Origin of the sequence: Maribellus sp. CM-23 (assembly GCF_021354595.1) — a bacterium.
Classification (GTDB): domain Bacteria; phylum Bacteroidota; class Bacteroidia; order Bacteroidales; family Prolixibacteraceae; genus Draconibacterium.
In genome coordinates, this window is the sequence record NZ_JADWYJ010000001.1 from 573838 (window position 1) to 592468 (window position 18631).

The window sequence follows — 18631 nt, forward strand, 5'->3', positions numbered from 1 at the left end:
CGAAAAAAACAAACGAGAAACGCCTTTTGGAAATCATTTTTCGTGTTTTTACGTTATTCCTATGAATTCACTTAATTGTTTAATTTTGATGAAATTTTAAAATTATGTTTCCAACAATTTCAATTATAAAAGACCCAAAACAGGGTATTTCAACCGCAACACTTTTCGAAAAAACGGAACAAATAAGCCATGCCGGTCTAAGCGAAAATGAGAAAGAATTTCTTTCGAAAAAGCTCAAAAAAGGCACAGAATGTTCGTTCCTGAAATATCCCGAGCTAAGCTTCTTTGGCAAAATAAAAGCAGCAGAAGCTTATCTCGAACAGGAAGCTGCCCGAAAAGCCGGGGCCAAACTTTACCAGGAACTAAAGGATGCACACATTACTGCTGTCAACCTGGTGAACCGGCACAACTCTCCTCTTTTAAGCGCATTTCTCGAAGGTTTGCTGCTGGCCTCTTATTCTTTTGATAAATACCTGAAAGAAAAAGAAACGTTTCAGCTAAAAGAGGTTTTCGTTGTTGGCGAAGAAGTTTCGGACAAAGACGCGGAAGAGCTCCTGAACCTGACAAGTGCCGTTTTTGCGGCCCGCGACCTGGTAAACGAACCCAACTCGTTTCTGAATGCCGTTCAGCTTTCAAACGAATTGGAAAGCCTGGGTGAAAAAGCAGGATTTGCCATTGAAGTGTTTAACAAACAAAAAATAGAAACGCTGAAAATGGGCGGACTGCTGGCGGTAAACAAAGGCAGCATCGATCCTCCAACATTCAATATTCTGGAATGGAAACCTGAAAATGCGGTAAACAAAAAACCGATTGTACTGGTGGGCAAAGGAATTGTGTTCGACACCGGCGGGCTGAGCCTTAAACCAACCGCCAATTCAATGGATTACATGAAAACCGACATGGCCGGTGCTGCTGTAATTGCAACGGCTATTTATGTAATGGCCCTGAACAAACTTCCGCTCCATGTGGTAGGATTAATTGCCGCAACCGACAACCGCCCCGATGGCAATGCCTATGTTCCGGGTGATATCATTACCATGTTCGACGGAACAACGGTTGAAGTACTAAACACTGACGCTGAAGGCAGATTGACATTGGGCGACGCACTCAGCTATGCAAAGAAATACGATCCGCAACTGGTGATCGATTACGCCACGCTAACCGGTGCAGCAGACATAGTGGCCGGACCGCATGCTGCCGTAGTTATGGGAAATTCTTCTGAAAACATAGAAAAACTGAAGGAAGCTGGTTTCCAAACCTACGAACGCCTCATCGAAGTTCCGCTTTGGGAAGAATATGCCAAACCGCTGAAATCAAAAATAGCGGACTTGAACAACCTGGGTAGCCGCGAAGGGCAATCAACCATCGCAGGAAAGTTTTTGGAACACTTTACCTCGTACAACTGGATCCACATCGATTCGGCAGGCACCCCCTTTCTGAAGGAAGCTGATGCCTACCGGCCAGCTGGCGGAACCGGTTTTGGAACCAGGCTTTTGTACCAGTTTCTAAAATCGATGATTTAACCCGCAAAACAGATTTCATGCGGTTAAGAATCAGCATATTCTGACACACATCCGCATGTACATCGCTTATAGGAAACTTTCAATTAAAAAATTAACTTTGCACCGCTCGCTTAAAAACGGCTTAAAAGTGAAAAGATAATCAAATGAAACATAATAGGCAGGAATCAATAAGAATAGGTATAACCCACGGCGATATTAACGGAATCGGTTATGAAGTAATCTTGAAAACACTGGAAGACCCGCGCATTCTTGAAATGTGCACCCCCATTGTTTACGGTTCACCCAAAGTTGCCGCCTACCATCGCAAAGCACTAAACATTAACGACGTAAGCTTCAACCATATTCGCAATACAAAGGAAGTATATCCGCAAAAAGCGAACATCATCAACTGTGTAGATGAAAACATCAGGGTGGAGTTGGGAAAATCAACTGCCGAAGCCGGAATGTCGTCCTTTCAGGCGCTGGAAAGAGCTGTTTCTGACCTGCAGAACGGATACATCGACGCGCTTATCACAGCCCCGATCAACAAGGACAATATTCAGAATGAAAATTTCCATTTTCCGGGACATACCGAATACCTGGCACAAAAATTCAATACCGATGATTACGCTATGCTGATGGTTAGCGAAACCATGAAAGTGGGCGTTGTTACCACGCACATTCCGATCTCGCAGGTGGCACAAAGCCTGAGCAAGGAAGCCATCCTTTCGAAGATCCGGATCATTGCCAAATCACTTCAGCAAGACTTTGCCATTACAAAGCCACGCATCGCAGTTTTTGGGTTGAATCCGCATGCCGGAGATAACGGACTTTTGGGGAACGAGGAAAAGGACATCATTATTCCGGCCATTGCACAGGCAAAAAAAGAAGGCATTATGGCCTTGGGACCTTATCCTGCCGATGGATTTTTTGGTTCGGAAGATTACCGAAAATTTGATGCCATCCTGGCTATGTACCACGACCAGGGATTGATTCCGTTTAAACTGGCTTCGTTTGAAAGAGGCGTGAATTATACTGCCGGACTTCCGGTAATCCGTACTTCGCCGGCGCATGGCACCGCTTATGCACTGGCAGGAGAAGACAAAGCATCGCCCGAGTCGTTCCGTCAGGCGCTTTATCTGGCCATCGACATTTACAAAAGCCGGGAAATTTACGAGGAAATAACACGTAATCCGCTAAGAAAATACGAGATCAACCCGAACCAGGTAGACGAGAGCGTTGACATTGAAGCCAGCGAAGAAGACGAGTTATAAAGCCATCCATTATGTACGAATACATCCGGGGAAACATCGCTGACATCAGTCCGGCTAACATTGTAATTGAAGCCGGCGGGCTGGGGTATTTCATCAATATTTCATTGAACTCCTACAGTCAGCTGAGCGGGAAGAAAGACACAAAACTCTTTCTCCACCAGATTGTACGCGAAGATGCCCACATTTTATACGGCTTTGCCGACCTGAGTGAACGCGAATTATTCAGAAACCTCATCTCGGTAAATGGCGTGGGAGCCAGCACCGCCATCATGATGTTGTCGTCCTTGACTCCCGATGAAATCAGATCGGCTGTAGCCACTGAAAATGTAGCGGTTTTAAAAGCCGTTAAAGGCATCGGGGCAAAAACCGCCCAAAGAATCATTATCGATCTGAAAGACAAGCTCGGAAAAATAGCTGAAAGTGGTCAAATTTTCCTTGCAACAGACAATACTATACGAAATGAATCGTTATCTGCTTTAGTCATGCTGGGCTTTGTGAAAAAGGATGCCGAGAAAGTAGTTTCGAAAATCCTTCAGGAACAACCGGATGCAACCGTAGAGAGTGTGATTAAACAAGCATTGAAAAGGCTCTAACCAGGAAAAAACACAGGAATTTTTTATCACTATCAAAGGTGATCTCCTGAAAACAGGCTGCCTTTTACGTAGTAATAATATTTGTATGAAACTGAACCGAAGTTTACGAAAAATATACTTCTGCTTATTCTTAATTTTTGCCCTTGCACTTCCGTTTTCAGGAACCGCACAGGATGTACCTGCAATCGACACAACAGGTCAGTTACCCTATCCGTTTAAAGACCAACCCGCATTTGGCTACACCAAACAGGATTCTCAAAAGCTTTTTCTGAACAAACCGAGTAACCTCAAGTACCAGATTGAATACGATCCGGTACTGGGGCAATATGTTTTTTATGAAAAAGTGGGTAGCCTGAACTACCGTCTTCCGCAAAGTATGTCGTTGCAAGACTACATTAACTATGATTTTGACCAATCGGTACGAGCCTACTGGAAAAACCGGGCAGCACTGGAAGACCAGGATCAAAGAGGCGGGCTGCTTCCAAAACTTACTGTTGGTAGCGAGGCCTTTAACCGTATTTTTGGCGGAAACACCATCAACATTCAGCCCCAGGGATATGTGGAAGTAAGCTTTGGTTATCAAGTAAATACCACCGACAACCCCTCCATTCCGGAAAGACTAAAAAGAGTACCGACCTTTGATTTCGACCAGAAAATCCAGATGAACGTCACCGGTCAGATCGGTACAAAAATGAACATGCGGGTGAATTACAACACCGAAGCAACGTTCGACTACGAAAACAAAATGAACATCGAATATACCGGCGACGAAGATGAAATCATAAAACGAGTGGAAGCCGGTAACGTTTCGCTGCCCTTGAACGGATCGCTGATCACCGGTGCCTCCAACCTGTTTGGGGTAAAAACAGAGATGCAGTTCGGGAAACTTAACCTGACCACTATTTTCTCGCAACACAAGGGAGAATCAAAAACAGTTCAAACCGAAGGTGGTGCGCAGGTAGCAACGTTCGAAATTTCAGCCTCTAACTACGATGCCAACCGCCACTTTTTCCTGGCGCATTATTTTCGCGAGCACTACGACGAGTGGTTGAAGAACACGGCTGTTCCCCGCTCTCCGATCACCATCAACAAAATTGAGGTGTGGGTGACCAACAAATCAAGCGATTTCACTGACTCCAGGCATATCCTCGCCCTTCAGGACCTGGGAGAACACGAGCCATACATTTACAACGAACTCACCCAATTTGGGGAAAACTTAGGTTTACCCTACCCACTGAGTATTTATCCCGACAACGGCGCAAACGGACTTTACAGCGAAATGTCGACCACCTACTCCGATGTGCGGCAGGTTGAAAGAATTACCAGTACAATGGCTCAGTTTGGAGATGATTTTGTAGGCGGAACCGATTTTGAAAAAATTGAACATGCCCGAAAACTCAGTGAATCAGAATACTCGGTAAACGAAAGACTGGGATATATCTCGCTGAACTCTTCGTTAAATGCCGATGAGGTGCTGGCAGTAGCATTCAACTTCACCTCCAACGGGCAAACTTTTCAGATTGGTGAGTTCTCAACCGACGGGATAGACGCTCCCAAAACATTGTTCCTGAAATTGCTGAAAGGAACCAATCTTTCTCCCGGAAAACCAACCTGGGAGTTGATGATGAAAAACATATACAACCTGAATGCTTACCAGCTGACCAGCGAAGATTTTGAATTGAACGTAATGTACCAGAACGATTCTACCGGTACTTACATCAATTACCTGCCTGCCAGCCGGCTCGAAGGGCACATCCTGCTCGAGGTAATGCGGCTCGACATGCTGAACAAGCAACTCGACGCAACCAAAGACGGTATTTTCGACTATGTGGAAGGTATTACGGTTGACTCCAACAACGGACGTATTATTTTCCCGGTTGTGCAGCCTTTTGGCAAACACCTGGCCGATTCTCTTCAGAACCCCGCCGACATCGAACGCTTTGCCTTTCAAAGTCTGTACGATTCAACAAGGGTGAAAGCCGAACAGGATGCCGAGCACAATAAATTCAAACTGGTGGGGAGTTACAAGGGATCTTCCAGTTCCGATATATCGCTGGGCTCCATTAACCTGGCCCAGGGTTCTGTTAAAGTCACCGCTGGCGGGCAAGTGCTTACCGAAAATGTTGACTACACCGTTGATTATACATTGGGACGAGTAAAAATCATCAACCAGGCATTGCTCGAAGCCGGAACACCCATCCAAGTGTCGACCGAAAGCGAAGACCTGTTTACCATGCAGCGTAAAACCCTGATGGGAACCTACGCCAACTACGCATTCTCTGACAATTTCAATGTTGGAGCCACTTTATTGTACATGCAGGAACGGCCGCTTACCGAAAAGGTAAACTACGGCGAAGACCCCATCTCAAACCTGATGTATGGTTTTGATGCCCGCTACAATACGGAAAGCATGTTCATCACCAAGGCGCTGGATGCGCTCCCGTTTTACAGCACCAACACAAAGTCGTCAATCGATTTTGAGGGTGAATTTGCCAAACTGGTTCCGGGAAGCAGCAAGTCCATCAAAGGCGCGGCCTACATCGACGATTTTGAAGCCACCAAAACACCCATCAGTCTGAAAGCAAGACAAGCGTGGATGCTGGCCAGTACTCCGCAATTTCAGGAAGATCTGTTCCCGGAAGGCAAAACCATCGAATCGCTGGAATACGGGATGAACCGTGCCAAGCTGGCGTTTTACAATATTGATCCGCTTTTCCTGCGTAACAACTCGCTCACACCCAACCACATCAAAAACGACCACGACCAACAGTCTAACCACTTTGTCCGTGAAGTTTTTGAGCAGGAACTTTTCCCTGAAAAAGAATTTGTTACCGGTGAGCCCACCAACATTCCCGTAATGGATCTGGCCTTCTATCCTTCAGAACGAGGACCTTACAACTACGATACGGGAAACAGTAATGTTGCAGCCGGGGTAAATCCCGACGGTAGTTTGAAAAACCCGGAAACACGCTGGGGTGGTATTATGCGGGCCATTCAAACCAGCGACTTTGAAACTGCCAATATCGAGTACATCGAATTCTGGTTGATGGACCCCTTTGTATATGATACTTTCGATGTAAAACCGGGTGGTGACCTGTATTTTAACCTGGGTGATATTTCGGAAGACTTCCTTAAAGACTCCCGAAAAGGGTTTGAACAAGGGCTCCCAACTTCGCAATTGATAAACAATGTGGACACGACGATCTGGGGACGGGTTTCAACTTTGCAATCGCTGGTAAACGCATTTGATAATAACCCGAATTCGCGGCAATACCAGGACATTGGTTTTGATGGATTAAGTGACGACGACGAGCGCAGCTTTTTTGCTCAATACCTGGAAGAACTAAAGTTAAAGGTGAACGACGATGTTTATGTAAAAGCGATGAGCGACCCTTCGAGCGATAACTTCCATTATTACAGAGGAAGCGATTACGACGAACAGGAACTCCCCATATTGGCACGTTACAAAAACTACAATGGCCCCGATGGCAACTCCCCCACCGCTGAGATGTCGCAGGAAAGCTACCCGACTTCGGCCACTACCCTGCCAGACATTGAAGACATTAACAACGACAATACCTTAAACGAATACGAGCGCTACTACCAATACAAGGTAAGTATCCGCAAAAAAGACATGGTGGTTGGGCAGAATTACATTGCCGACAAACGAAGCAGGCCGGTGGAATTAAAGAACGGTAAAGTGGAAGAAGTGAGCTGGTACCAGTTTAAGATTCCGGTAAACACCCCTGATAAAGTTGTTGGAAACATCAGCGACTTCAAGTCCATCCGTTTTATGCGTATGTTCATGCATGGTTTCCGCGACTCCACCGTCATGCGTTTTGCCACCCTTGACCTGGTTCGGGCAGAATGGAGAAGATACACCGGTGATTTAACCGACGAACTGGCAGCGCCTTCGATGACTACTGATTTTGAAGTATCGGCTGTAAGCATTGAAGAAAACGGAAGCCGCGAGCCGGTAAACTATGTTCTTCCTCCCGGAATTTCGCGGGTAATCGACCCCGCTAATCCGCAACTTCGTCAGCTAAATGAGCAATCCATTGTATTGAAAGCCGAAGAGCTGGAACAGGGAGATTCAAGAGCGGCCTACAAATCATTGTACATGGATTTCCGCCGTTACAAAACCCTTAAACTGGATGTACACGCCGAAGAAATAGAGGGCTCATCCCTGAAAGATGGCGAGCTTTATTTCTTTATCCGAATGGGATCAGACTACAACTACAACTACTACGAATACGAAATCCCACTAAAACTGACTCCGGAGGGCAGGTACAACAATGACCGGGAAATCGACCGCTTAGCTGTATGGCCCGAACAAAACCGCATTTACATTCCGCTGGATCTTTTCACCAACCTGAAACTCGATCGTAACGATGCGATGCGAGTGGTCAATTCACCGATAAAAATTACTGACATCTACGAGAAATCGGATCCTGATCGGAACGGTGGTAGAAACCGGGTGAAAGTGAAAGGTAGCCCCAACCTGGGAAATGTGGAAGTATTTATGATGGGGATACGCAACCGCCGCGGGCAAATCAACACAGGCCCAAAATCGGTGGAAGTATGGGCCAACGAATTACGCCTGACCGATTTTGACGACGAAGGCGGATGGGCAGCCAATGCACGTGTTTCGGCCCGGCTTGCCGACCTCGGAAGCGTAACAGTGGCCGGAAGAAAACGCACATCCGGATTTGGAAGCATTGATCAAAACGTAAACAGCCGCTCGCTCGAAGACCAAAACGATATTGATGTTTCGGCCTCCATCGACTGGGGACGTTTCTTCCCCGAAAAAGCTGGCGTTAGACTTCCTATGTATTACGGATATTCAAAAAGTACTGTAAATCCCAAATACAACCCGCTGGAACCTGATATTGAGCTGGACGAGTCAATGGCACGGCTGGAAAACAGAAGCGCCAAGGATTCGCTCAAAAACCTGGTTCAGGATGTAGTGGAACGAAAAAGTATCAACTTCACCAACGTGAAGGTAGAACCACAAAAGCAAAAAGAGAAAACGCATTTGTGGGATGTGGAAAACTTTGCGGTAACCTATTCGTACAACGAAATCTCGAAACACAATGTAACCACAGAATACAATGTGGACAAAACGCATCGTTTCATGTTCTCGTACAATTACAGCAGCCGGTCGAAACTGATTGAGCCTTTCCGCAACGTGAAACTCTTGCAAAAGGGCCCGCTGAAATTGATTGGCGACTTTAATTTCTATCCGCTGCCAACGCAGATCTCGTACCGGACCGATTTGTACAGGCGCTACCACGAAACGCAAACTAGAAACATTACCAACCCGAACCTGATTTTGCCGGCTACGTTCGAGAAAGACTTCCTTTGGAACCGCTATCTCGATATTCGCTACGATGTAACCCGTTCGCTGAAATTTGATTTTTCATCACGCGGAACCTCACGAATTGATGAGCCGGAAGGAAGAATCAACAAACGTGACGACGATTACGAATGGAAACGCGACTCGATCCTGACCAATCTTTGGGACCTGGGACGCCCCACTTTGTATAACCACAATTTCAATGTTAATTACCAGGTACCATTGCGCTCTATCAAAGCGCTTAGTTTCCTTTCGTCCAACATACGTTATGCCGGAACCTATGACTGGATAGCCGGACCAATGACCAACGAAGACATCAACCTCGGAAATACAATCTCCAACTCGCGGAACATGACCATCACCGGCAATGCCAATATGCAAACCCTGTTTAATAAGGTACCTTATTTCAGGGAGGTAGACCAGAAGTTCCGGAGAACAGGTAGAAGCAGAGGTAGCCTGAACCGCAACTCCAGCGGAGGGCGTCAGCAGGATAACCAACCCCTGCAGCGCAAAGAAGAGGAGACTTTCAGCAGCAATGTAAAATTGGTGGCCGACAAGGCACAGAAAATCACTCATAAACTCAACACCAAGAAAATAAAAGTACTGGTAACCGATACCGAAGGCAAAGTGGTTCCAGGCAAGGTGAATATCCTGGACCCGAATACCATTGAATTTACGCCTATGGCAAATGCCAACCAGGCCATGTTAACGGTTTCCGGGAAAAGAGGCGATCAGTCGTTTATGAAAGACGTACTCGACTTTACCACCCGTATCGCGATTGGGGTACGTACCTTGTCAGTAAACTACAGCAAAAACGGAAGCACCATTCTACCTGGCTATTTACCTGAACCTTCATTGTTTGGGGCAGGCCGTTTCTCGGGTGACAGTGAATGGGGTATTCCGAACATCCAATCCAGCATGGCCCCGGGTCTTCCTTTCCTTTTCGGATGGCAGGACCGCGACTTTGCCGTAAAAGCTGCCGAGCACGGATGGCTGACCATTGACTCAACACTGAATCAGCCGTTTATGTTCCGTCAGAATGAACGTATCAACCTACGCGTAATGCTGGAGCCCCTACCCGATTTACGTATCGATCTGACAGGTGACCGTTCGATCTCGAAAAACATTACCGAGTTCTACGATTACGATAACGCCAGCGGACGCTTCAATGCCAACAGTTTTACCGAAACCGGTAACTTCAGCATGTCGACCCTAACATGGGGAACAGCGTTCTTTGCCATTGGCGGAAAAGAAGAAGTAAAGAGCTCGGAAGCTTTTGAAAAGCTAAAAGAATACCGCGTTACTATTGCCAACCGCCTGGCAAAGCAAAGAGGTAGCAGTGCCAACTACAACCCGAACGCTCCGCACTCTCAGTACGAAAACTATCCTGACGGCTACGGCCCAAACTCGGTAGAAGTACTAGTGCCTGCTTTCCTGGCAGCATACCAGGGAAAGGACCCCGAGAAGGTTTCACTCAGCCTGTTCCCATCACTGAAATACATTCGTCCGAACTGGAGCATCCGTTACGAGGGAATGGTGTCGCGCATTCCGGGACTGAACAAGGTTATGCGTTCACTCAACTTCCAGCATGCTTACCGTTCCACTTACAATGTAGGATCGTTCAATACCAACCTGAAATACCTGGAAACGGGTGATGGTTTCAGCTACATTCGCGACCTCGCCGACAATTTTGTTCCGGCATACGATTTCAACTCGGTTAGCATCATCGAAGCATTTAACCCCTTGATCAACGTGGATGTAATGTGGCAAAGCGATTTTACAACGCGAGGCGAGATCAAACGTACACGCAACCTCAACCTGTCGTTTGCCAACAATCAGCTGACCGAGGTGCTAAGCAACGAATACATCATTGGAATGGGATACCGTTTCACGCGCATGGATTTGATCATCAAAACCAAAAATTCGCAACAGGCCTATTCCAACGACCTGAATATTCGGGCCGATATTTCGTACCGGAGAAACAAAACCATATTGCGCCAGCTTGATTCGGACGACAACCAGATTACGTCAGGACAAGGGAATTTCACGATAAAAACTTATGCGGATTATCGCTTAAGCGATAAGTTTGAAATGCGCGTGTTCTACGACCGGATCTTAAACAATCCGTTTACATCGCTTGCGTACCGTACAACCAATGCCAATTTTGGTGTTAGTTTCCGCTTTACACTGGCCAATTAGATGTTAAGGAAACCTTACGATGAAAAAAGTTTTGAAAGCTTGTCAGGATTTTATTTTGATTTTTGGAAAAAATCGTCTTTCTTGCATTCATTAATTGACAACAATGAGAAAAATAAATACAATATGGCTTCCGTGGTGGGGTCTTCTTACGTAAGTTAGGAGTTAAAGAGCCATATTGGTATTTTTTAAAGATATTCAAAGAAGGCCTGCTCCTACCAAAGAGCAGGTTTTTTTGTACACAAAAAGCAACAATGAGAATTAATAATAACATTTGGTGGTGGCGCAACAACTTTTTACAATATTCGTGAAAAGAGGTACTGCCATTGATATAAAGGAAGCGGCTCATCGAATTCACGATGAGCCGCTTTTTTTTGGCTCAATTTCAAAGAAAAACAAAACAGTAACAACAAATTATAACACATACACTCATGGAAAAATTGACATTCAAACCGGTAGTCCGGAAAATACTGGCCGATACGGTTACCCCGGTAAGTATCTACCTTCGGTTGCGAACTTTGTACCCGAAATCGATTCTGCTGGAAAGCTCCGATTATCACGGAAATGAAAATGCCTACTCTTTTATCGCCTTCAGTCCTTTGGCACGCTTTACGGTCAACAGCGGCGAAGTAGTAAAAGAACTTCCCGGAAGGGAAAAGGAAATTTTCAGTCTCTCGGAAGAAAGAAAACTGCACGACGAACTGGATAATTTCTTTCAAACATTCAACGTAGAAAGCAAGGACATCGAACTTCCCGCAAACGGATTGTTTGGCTACCTGGGTTTCGATGCCGTTCAGCATTTCGAAAACATTCATTTTAGTTCGGATAAAAAAGAAGACTACCAGATTCCCGAAGTGAGGTATTGCTTTTACAAATACGTAGTGGCGATCGATCATCATAAAAACCAGATTCACATGGTGGAAAACCTGATGGAAGGCGAACAGTCGCAAATCGATTACATTCACCACCTGCTGATCAACCTGAATTTTGCGACAGCCAAATTCGAAGCAACCGGTGAAGAAAAATCGAACATTACCGACGATGAGTACAAGCACATGGTTACAAAAGGAAAGGAACACTGTTACCGCGGCGATGTTTTCCAGATCGTACTCAGCCGGCAGTTTTCGCAGGAATTTAAAGGCGACGATTTTAATGTATACCGTTCTTTGCGGTCCATAAATCCGTCGCCTTATTTATTTTATTTCGACTATGGCAGCTACCGCATCTTTGGCTCCAGTCCCGAAGCGGAGATACGCATCATGAACAACAAGGCGTACATCCACCCCATTGCCGGAACATTTAAGCGCACCGGCAACGACGACCAGGACCGAGAACTGGCCGAACAACTCAGCAAAGACCCCAAAGAAAATGCAGAACACGTAATGCTGGTCGACCTGGCACGAAACGACCTGAGCAGAAATGCCGACCATGTGATTGTGGAAACCTACCGCGAAGTACAGTTCTTTTCGCATGTTATTCATTTGGTGTCGCAGGTGTCCGGAAAAATCTCAAACGATACCAACCTGATCAAAGTTTTGGGAGAAACCTTTCCGGCCGGAACCTTGTCGGGGGCACCTAAATACAAGGCCATGGAACTGATCGATCGTTACGAAAACCAGAATCGCGGATATTACGGTGGCTGCATCGGTTACCTGGGTTTCGACCGCACCGTAAACCACGCCATCATGATCCGCTCCTTCCTGAGTAAAAACAACCAGCTTTTCTACCAGGCCGGGGCAGGCATTGTGGCCGACTCGAAAGAAGAAAGCGAACTGCAGGAAGTGAACAACAAACTGGCTGCCTTAAAAAAAGCCATCGAAATGGCCAAAGAGATCAATTAATAACAAGCTTTAGAAAAGAAAATCATGAAGATAGTAGTAATCGACAATTACGATTCATTCACCTACAACCTGGTGCATGCAATCAAAAAAATCTCCGGGTTGCCGGTCGATGTGTTCCGCAACGACGAAGTTACATTGGAAGACCTGGAAAAGTACGACAAGATCGTTCTCTCTCCCGGGCCGGGACTACCCGAAGAATCGGGCTTGTTACTGGATATTATAAAAGAGTACGGTTCCAGAAAAAGCATGCTGGGCGTTTGTCTGGGACACCAGGCAATTGGTGAGGCATTTGGGGGCAAACTTCTAAACATGAACCGGGTGTTGCACGGTGTGGCCACTCCTGTTAAACTCACAACCAGCAAATCTGTATTATTTGAAGGCTTGCCCGAAACATTTGACGTGGGACGTTATCATTCGTGGATCGTTCAGGAAGAACAACTTCCCGAATGCTTCGAAGTTACCAGCTACGACGCCGATGGACAAATCATGTCAATGAAGCACCGCGATTACGATTTACAAGGCGTGCAGTTTCACCCCGAATCGGTATTAACGCCGCTGGGTGAAAAAATGATCGAGAACTGGTTGAAATCTTAGTGCACAGTTTTCAGTCAAAGTGATCAGATCAGTTAAAAACACTTATTTTTTAAAATCGAATTATGAAAGACACCTTACAATACCTTTTTAAAGGAAACAAACTGACACGCGAAGAGGCCAGAAACAGCTTGATCGGGGTTGGAAAAGGACTGCACTCCGAGGCTGAATTTGCTTCTTTTCTGACGGTTTTTAAAATGCGTCCGCTTGAGTCGGAAGAACTCGCCGGTTTTCGCGATGCCATGTTTGAACTGTGCTCGAAAGTAGATTTGTCGGCATACAACGGGATAGATGTTGTGGGAACCGGCGGCGACGGAAAAAATACCTTTAACATTTCTACCCTGGCTTGTTTTGTGATTGCCGGAGCTGGTGTAAATGTTACCAAACACGGAAATTATGCCGTTAGTTCCAACAGTGGATCTTCCAACCTGCTGGAATACCTGGGCTATCAATTCAGCAACGACATTGAGAAACTAAAAACCGATCTTGACAAAGGCGGATTTTGCTTTCTGCACGCTCCCCTCTTCCACCCGGCCATGAAACACATCGCCCCTGTAAGAAGAGCGCTGAAAGTTCCCACTTTCTTCAACATATTGGGACCGATGATCAATCCGTCCGCTCCGAAATACCAGTTACTGGGGGTGAATAACCCTGAAAATTTTGGTCATTATCAGAAGGTTTATGAAACACTGGATATTAACTTTGCAATCGTGAACAGTAATGACGGTTACGACGAAATTTCACTGACATCGGAAGCACGCGTTGCAACACGCGGAAACGACAGGCAACTGGCTCCCTCCGATTTTGGGATGAACAGAATTGAGCCGGAGAAACTGTACGGAGGAGAATCGGTGGAAGATGCGGCAAAGATCTTTATGGATGTTCTGAATGGGACCGGCACCGCGGAGCAAGCCAATGCAGTTCTGGCCAATGCCGCACTTGGGCTGCATTTGGTTTATCCCGACAAGGCACTAACCGATTGTGTGGCAATGGCACGCGAATCGCTGGAAAGCGGAAAAGCCCTGCAAAAACTAAAGGCCGTGATCAATTAACCTGTTATTCTGTTTCAACAGGAGATAAAATCAGAAAAAGCTCCTCTAAAAACGGAAAAGCAAAACGAAAAAAACATACAAAAATGACAATTCTCGACAAAATCATTGAAGCCAAAAAGGAAGAGGTCGCTCACCAAAAACAAGTGGTTGACATTGAGGTATTACAAGACATACCTGATTTCTTCAGGGATTGCAATTCACTGAAAGAGAACTTGCTAAAAGCCGGTTCATCGGGAATAATTGCCGAATTCAAGCAACGTTCTCCCTCTAAAGGCGACATCAATCTGTCGGCGAGGGTGGAAGATGTTACCAAGGCTTATGCCGATGCAGGTGCTGCCGGGTTATCGGTGCTTACCGAGAAAAACTTTTTTGGAGGTTCGCAGGCCAACCTCATAAAAGCACGCGAAATCAACCCCGATATTCCGATCCTGCGGAAAGATTTTATGATCGATCCCTACCAACTGGTGGAAGCCAAAGCATACGGAGCCGATGTAATTCTGCTGATTGCGGCCTGTCTTTCGAAAGAACTGGCGCTGGAACTGGCGGAAGATGCCAAAGAACTGGGGCTGGAGGTTTTGATGGAAATTCACAATGCAGAAGAACTCGAGATTGTAAACGATTTCGTTGATATGGTGGGAGTAAACAACCGCAACCTGAAAACCTTTGATGTGAGTGTAGAAACATCGGTGGAGCTGTCGAAACTGATCCCCGAAAAGTTTGTAAAGATCTCGGAAAGCGGGCTGGCCGGTGTAAAAGAGATTCACTACCTGCGCCAACACGGTTTCAAAGGGTTCCTCATCGGCGAAACATTTATGAAAACGCAGGATCCCGGAAAGGCCTGTAAGAAGTTTATTCAACAACTGTAACGGTCATCTGAAGAAGGAGGGAAATCATTCCATAGGAAAACAGATTTTCCGCGTATACTTCCTGAAAATGACACCAACAAAAAAGAAGTGGAAAGAAAACTAAAGATAAAAGTCTGTGGAATGAAATTCACAGAAAACCGCGAGGAAGTGGAAAAGCTTGAAGTCAATATGCTGGGTTACATTTTTTATGAACCATCAAGTCGTTTTGTGGGAGAACATCCCGAAGCTGCACTTTTTGAGGCATCAAAACCAAAGGTTGCCGTGTTTGTCGATGAAAATGCTTTTGAGATACTGGCGCTGGCCAAAAACTTCAATTTTGAGTTTGTACAGCTTCACGGAAAGGAGAATCCCAAAACCTGTGCTTTACTCAGAAAACAGGGATTAACGGTCATTAAAGCTTTTTCGGTAGATGAATCCTTCAGGTTTGACACAACAAAAGCCTACGAAAAAGAAGTGGATTATTTCCTGTTCGATACGAAAACCCCGCAGCATGGTGGCTCAGGGAAAAAATTCAACTGGGAAATACTTAATAGATACAAGGGATACAAGCCTTTCTTTTTAAGCGGAGGTATTGGACCCGACGACGCAGTGGATATAAAAAAGCTCGATCATCCGAAACTTACGGGGGTCGACTTAAACAGCGGTTTTGAAGACGAACCGGGATTAAAAAACATTGAAAAACTGAAACGGTTTATTGAAGCATTAAAATAACAGACGCTTGTCTTTCCTGCGAAAGCAGGAAACTCAGCAGATTCCCGCGAAAGCGGGAATGACGTAACGATGAAAGAAGAACAAAATGAAATATACAGTTAACGAAAAAGGATATTACGGAGAGTTTGGCGGTGCCTGGATTCCGGAAATGATGTACACCAACATCGAAGAATTAAAAACCAGGTACCTCGGCATCATTGAATCAGAAGAGTTCAGAAATGAGTTTGATAAACTCATGAAAGACTATGTGGGCAGACCATCGCCCCTTTATTATGCGGGCCGCCTTTCGGAACATTACGGCTCCAACATCTACCTGAAGCGAGAGGACCTGAATCACACCGGCTCGCACAAACTAAACAATACGATTGGGCAGATTCTGCTGGCGCAAAAACTGGGAAAAACAAGAATCATTGCTGAAACCGGAGCCGGACAGCACGGTGTGGCAACAGCTACGGTTTGTGCGCTGAAAGGGATAAAATGCGTGGTGTACATGGGAGCTCTCGATGTTTCGCGTCAGGCACCCAACGTAAAAAAGATGAAAATGCTGGGCGCCGAAGTTGTACCAGTACACAGTGGCAACAAAACTTTAAAAGACGCTACCAACGAAGCCATGCGCGACTGGATCAACAATCCGGAAGATACGCATTACATCATTGGCTCGGTAGTGGGGCCGCACCCCTACCCCGATATGGTTGCCCGTTTTCAGTCGGTGATCAGCAAAGAAATGAAAAGCCAGTTGCTTGAGCAAACCGGTTCTGAACTGCCCACCCGCGTGTTGGCTTGTGTGGGAGGAGGGAGCAATGCAGCCGGGGCTTTCTACCATTTTCTGGATGACGAACAGGTGGAACTGATTGGCGTGGAAGCTGCCGGGAAAGGCGTGGATACCAATGAAACAGCCGCCACTCTCACCGTTGGTTCTCCAGGAGTTTTACATTCAGCGCGAACCATGCTGATGCAAACCGAAGACGGACAAATTATTGAACCTTATTCCATCTCGGCAGGACTCGACTACCCGGGAATTGGGCCGCTGCATGCACACCTGCATAAAACCGGCCGGGCAAAATTTCTGGCGGCCACCGACGAAGAAGTTCTTCAGTCTGTACTACTCCTTACCCAAAAGGAAGGTATCATTCCCGCCCTGGAATCTGCGCATGCTCTGGCTGCACTCGACAAGATAAAAATGAATCCGGACGATGTGAATGTAGTCAACCTTTCAGGGAGTGGAAACAAGGATATGGAAACTTATTTGAATTACTTTGGATACTAAAAACCGAACGCTGACAACTCAGATTTGAATTGATTTCCGCAGATCTGAATCAATGAATACTTGCAAAATCAGTGTCATCTGAGTTCGATTAAAAGATATTATCATGAACAACAGGATCAATCAACTTTTTGAATCAAAAAAGGAAAATATATTTTCTGTCTATTTCACTGCCGGATTTCCCAGACTGGGTGACACAGTGAAAATCATTCAGGAACTGGAAAAGAACGGCGTGGATCTGATCGAAATCGGCATGCCTTTCTCGGACCCTACTGCCGACGGCCCCACCATTCAGCGCAGCAGCGAAGTGGCACTGAAAAACGGAATGAGCCTCAAGCTTTTGTTTGAGCAGCTGAAAGACATTCGCCAATCGGTGAACATTCCGCTGATTTTGATGGGCTACCTGAACCCGGTGTACCAATACGGCATGGAAGCCTTTTGCCAAAAATGTGCCGAGGTAGGGATCGATGGAACCATTCTCCCCGATCTTCCGCTGGATGAATTTGATGCTGAATACCGGAAATATTATGAAGCCGCCAACCTGCACAATGTTTTGCTGATCACGCCACAAACTTCCGAGAAAAGAATCCGCCAGATCGACGAAGCATCAGCCGGTCTTATTTACATGGTTTCGTCCTCATCAACCACCGGAGCCGGTAAAAAAGTGGAAGACTTTCACCAGGATTATTTTGAACGCGTACAGAACATGAACCTGAAAAATCCACGGCTCATCGGTTTTGGAATTTCAGACCAGCCCACCTTTGTAAATGCCTGTAAATATGCACAGGGAGCCATCATCGGAAGTGCCTTTGTAACCGCCATTAAAGACTCCGTTAATCTGGAGAAAGACATTGCAACGTTTGTAAAAAGCATCGATCCGGGGAGGTAAAATACTTCCTCAATGTTCACGCAAAAAGCATGTTTTGAAACAGGAATTTAACACTCTACTGTAATCAATTAAACAACAATTCATTAACCGGAGGCGGTTGATTATTTTAACTTAATAAGTGTTAAACCATATTCTACAGCATACTCAATTCGGCTTTTCGATGTTATCTTAAAGGCAACAAGTTCAAAAACAAAAGACCATGATGGAGTATGCTAAAGTGATCCTTCCTAAAGTAAGTTTTAGCAAGGATCTGTTCAGAAAGGAATTAAACAAATGTATTAACTGGGTAGAACCCGATCAGCGGATGGAACTTTACCGCTGGTGTTATGAAAATTTTAACGATCTGTATCCCGATGTACTGGCGGAAGCATTCGCCGACATCGCGGCTTAAAGATAAACGGGCGGGGTAATTCCCGCCTTTTTTTGTACCAATTGCCCAAAATGGTCTGCCAAAGTTCATTTTTTGCCCACAAACATCACCATTCTTCCTAAAAAA

Annotated in this window: 12 protein-coding genes; all 12 read left to right on the forward strand. The window is 45.7% G+C overall.

What is annotated here, in order from left to right; all coding sequences use genetic code 11:
* The first annotated feature begins 104 nt into the window (after positions 1 to 104).
* The 12 genes from INQ51_RS02160 (at position 105) to INQ51_RS02215 (ending at position 18526) form a co-directional block, all read left to right on the forward strand.
* Positions 105 to 1523, forward strand: coding sequence for a leucyl aminopeptidase family protein (locus INQ51_RS02160; RefSeq protein ID WP_233376260.1), 1419 nt, complete (start codon positions 105 to 107; stop codon positions 1521 to 1523).
* A 143-nt stretch (positions 1524 to 1666) separates the two neighbouring features.
* The gene (gene pdxA, locus INQ51_RS02165) at positions 1667 to 2776 is read left to right on the forward strand and encodes a 4-hydroxythreonine-4-phosphate dehydrogenase PdxA (RefSeq protein WP_233376261.1); all 1110 of its coding nucleotides are present in this window, start codon (positions 1667 to 1669) and stop codon (positions 2774 to 2776) included.
* A gap of 11 nt (positions 2777 to 2787) precedes the next feature.
* Positions 2788 to 3369: a Holliday junction branch migration protein RuvA gene (gene ruvA / locus INQ51_RS02170; RefSeq protein ID WP_119438126.1), complete on the forward strand. Its 582-nt coding sequence runs from the start codon at positions 2788 to 2790 to the stop codon at positions 3367 to 3369.
* 85 nt (positions 3370 to 3454) lie between these two features.
* Positions 3455 to 10924 (forward strand): cell surface protein SprA, encoded by a 7470-nt coding sequence (sprA, locus tag INQ51_RS02175; protein ID WP_233376262.1) that lies wholly within the window; start codon positions 3455 to 3457, stop codon positions 10922 to 10924.
* Between the two features lie 428 nt (positions 10925 to 11352).
* On the forward strand, positions 11353 to 12762 hold the full coding sequence (locus tag INQ51_RS02180) for an anthranilate synthase component I family protein (protein WP_233376263.1): 1410 nt from the start codon (positions 11353 to 11355) through the stop codon (positions 12760 to 12762).
* A 24-nt stretch (positions 12763 to 12786) separates the two neighbouring features.
* Complete coding sequence (locus INQ51_RS02185; protein ID WP_233376264.1) at positions 12787 to 13356, forward strand: anthranilate synthase component II; 570 nt, start codon at positions 12787 to 12789, stop codon at positions 13354 to 13356.
* 62 nt (positions 13357 to 13418) lie between these two features.
* Positions 13419 to 14405, forward strand: coding sequence for an anthranilate phosphoribosyltransferase (gene trpD / locus INQ51_RS02190; RefSeq protein WP_233376265.1), 987 nt, complete (start codon positions 13419 to 13421; stop codon positions 14403 to 14405).
* 83 nt (positions 14406 to 14488) lie between these two features.
* Positions 14489 to 15271, forward strand: a complete 783-nt coding sequence (trpC, locus tag INQ51_RS02195; protein WP_233376266.1) for an indole-3-glycerol phosphate synthase TrpC — start codon at positions 14489 to 14491, stop codon at positions 15269 to 15271.
* 120 nt (positions 15272 to 15391) lie between these two features.
* The gene (locus INQ51_RS02200) at positions 15392 to 15982 is read left to right on the forward strand and encodes a phosphoribosylanthranilate isomerase (RefSeq protein WP_233376267.1); all 591 of its coding nucleotides are present in this window, start codon (positions 15392 to 15394) and stop codon (positions 15980 to 15982) included.
* A gap of 85 nt (positions 15983 to 16067) precedes the next feature.
* Complete coding sequence (gene trpB / locus INQ51_RS02205; protein ID WP_233376268.1) at positions 16068 to 17249, forward strand: tryptophan synthase subunit beta; 1182 nt, start codon at positions 16068 to 16070, stop codon at positions 17247 to 17249.
* A gap of 103 nt (positions 17250 to 17352) precedes the next feature.
* On the forward strand, positions 17353 to 18135 hold the full coding sequence (gene trpA / locus INQ51_RS02210; RefSeq protein WP_233376269.1) for a tryptophan synthase subunit alpha: 783 nt from the start codon (positions 17353 to 17355) through the stop codon (positions 18133 to 18135).
* Positions 18136 to 18334: 199 nt separating this feature from the next.
* The gene (locus INQ51_RS02215) at positions 18335 to 18526 is read left to right on the forward strand and encodes a hypothetical protein (RefSeq protein WP_119438135.1); all 192 of its coding nucleotides are present in this window, start codon (positions 18335 to 18337) and stop codon (positions 18524 to 18526) included.
* Positions 18527 to 18631: the final 105 nt, after the last annotated feature.

Coding starts and splice junctions, on each gene's coding strand:
- INQ51_RS02160 (WP_233376260.1), top strand. CDS start 105: ATGTTTCCAACAATTTCAATTATAAAAGACCCAAAACAGGGTATTTCA.
- pdxA (WP_233376261.1), top strand. CDS start 1,667: ATGAAACATAATAGGCAGGAATCAATAAGAATAGGTATAACCCACGGC.
- ruvA (WP_119438126.1), top strand. CDS start 2,788: ATGTACGAATACATCCGGGGAAACATCGCTGACATCAGTCCGGCTAAC.
- sprA (WP_233376262.1), top strand. CDS start 3,455: ATGAAACTGAACCGAAGTTTACGAAAAATATACTTCTGCTTATTCTTA.
- INQ51_RS02180 (WP_233376263.1), top strand. CDS start 11,353: ATGGAAAAATTGACATTCAAACCGGTAGTCCGGAAAATACTGGCCGAT.
- INQ51_RS02185 (WP_233376264.1), top strand. CDS start 12,787: ATGAAGATAGTAGTAATCGACAATTACGATTCATTCACCTACAACCTG.
- trpD (WP_233376265.1), top strand. CDS start 13,419: ATGAAAGACACCTTACAATACCTTTTTAAAGGAAACAAACTGACACGC.
- trpC (WP_233376266.1), top strand. CDS start 14,489: ATGACAATTCTCGACAAAATCATTGAAGCCAAAAAGGAAGAGGTCGCT.
- INQ51_RS02200 (WP_233376267.1), top strand. CDS start 15,392: ATGAAATTCACAGAAAACCGCGAGGAAGTGGAAAAGCTTGAAGTCAAT.
- trpB (WP_233376268.1), top strand. CDS start 16,068: ATGAAATATACAGTTAACGAAAAAGGATATTACGGAGAGTTTGGCGGT.
- trpA (WP_233376269.1), top strand. CDS start 17,353: ATGAACAACAGGATCAATCAACTTTTTGAATCAAAAAAGGAAAATATA.
- INQ51_RS02215 (WP_119438135.1), top strand. CDS start 18,335: ATGATGGAGTATGCTAAAGTGATCCTTCCTAAAGTAAGTTTTAGCAAG.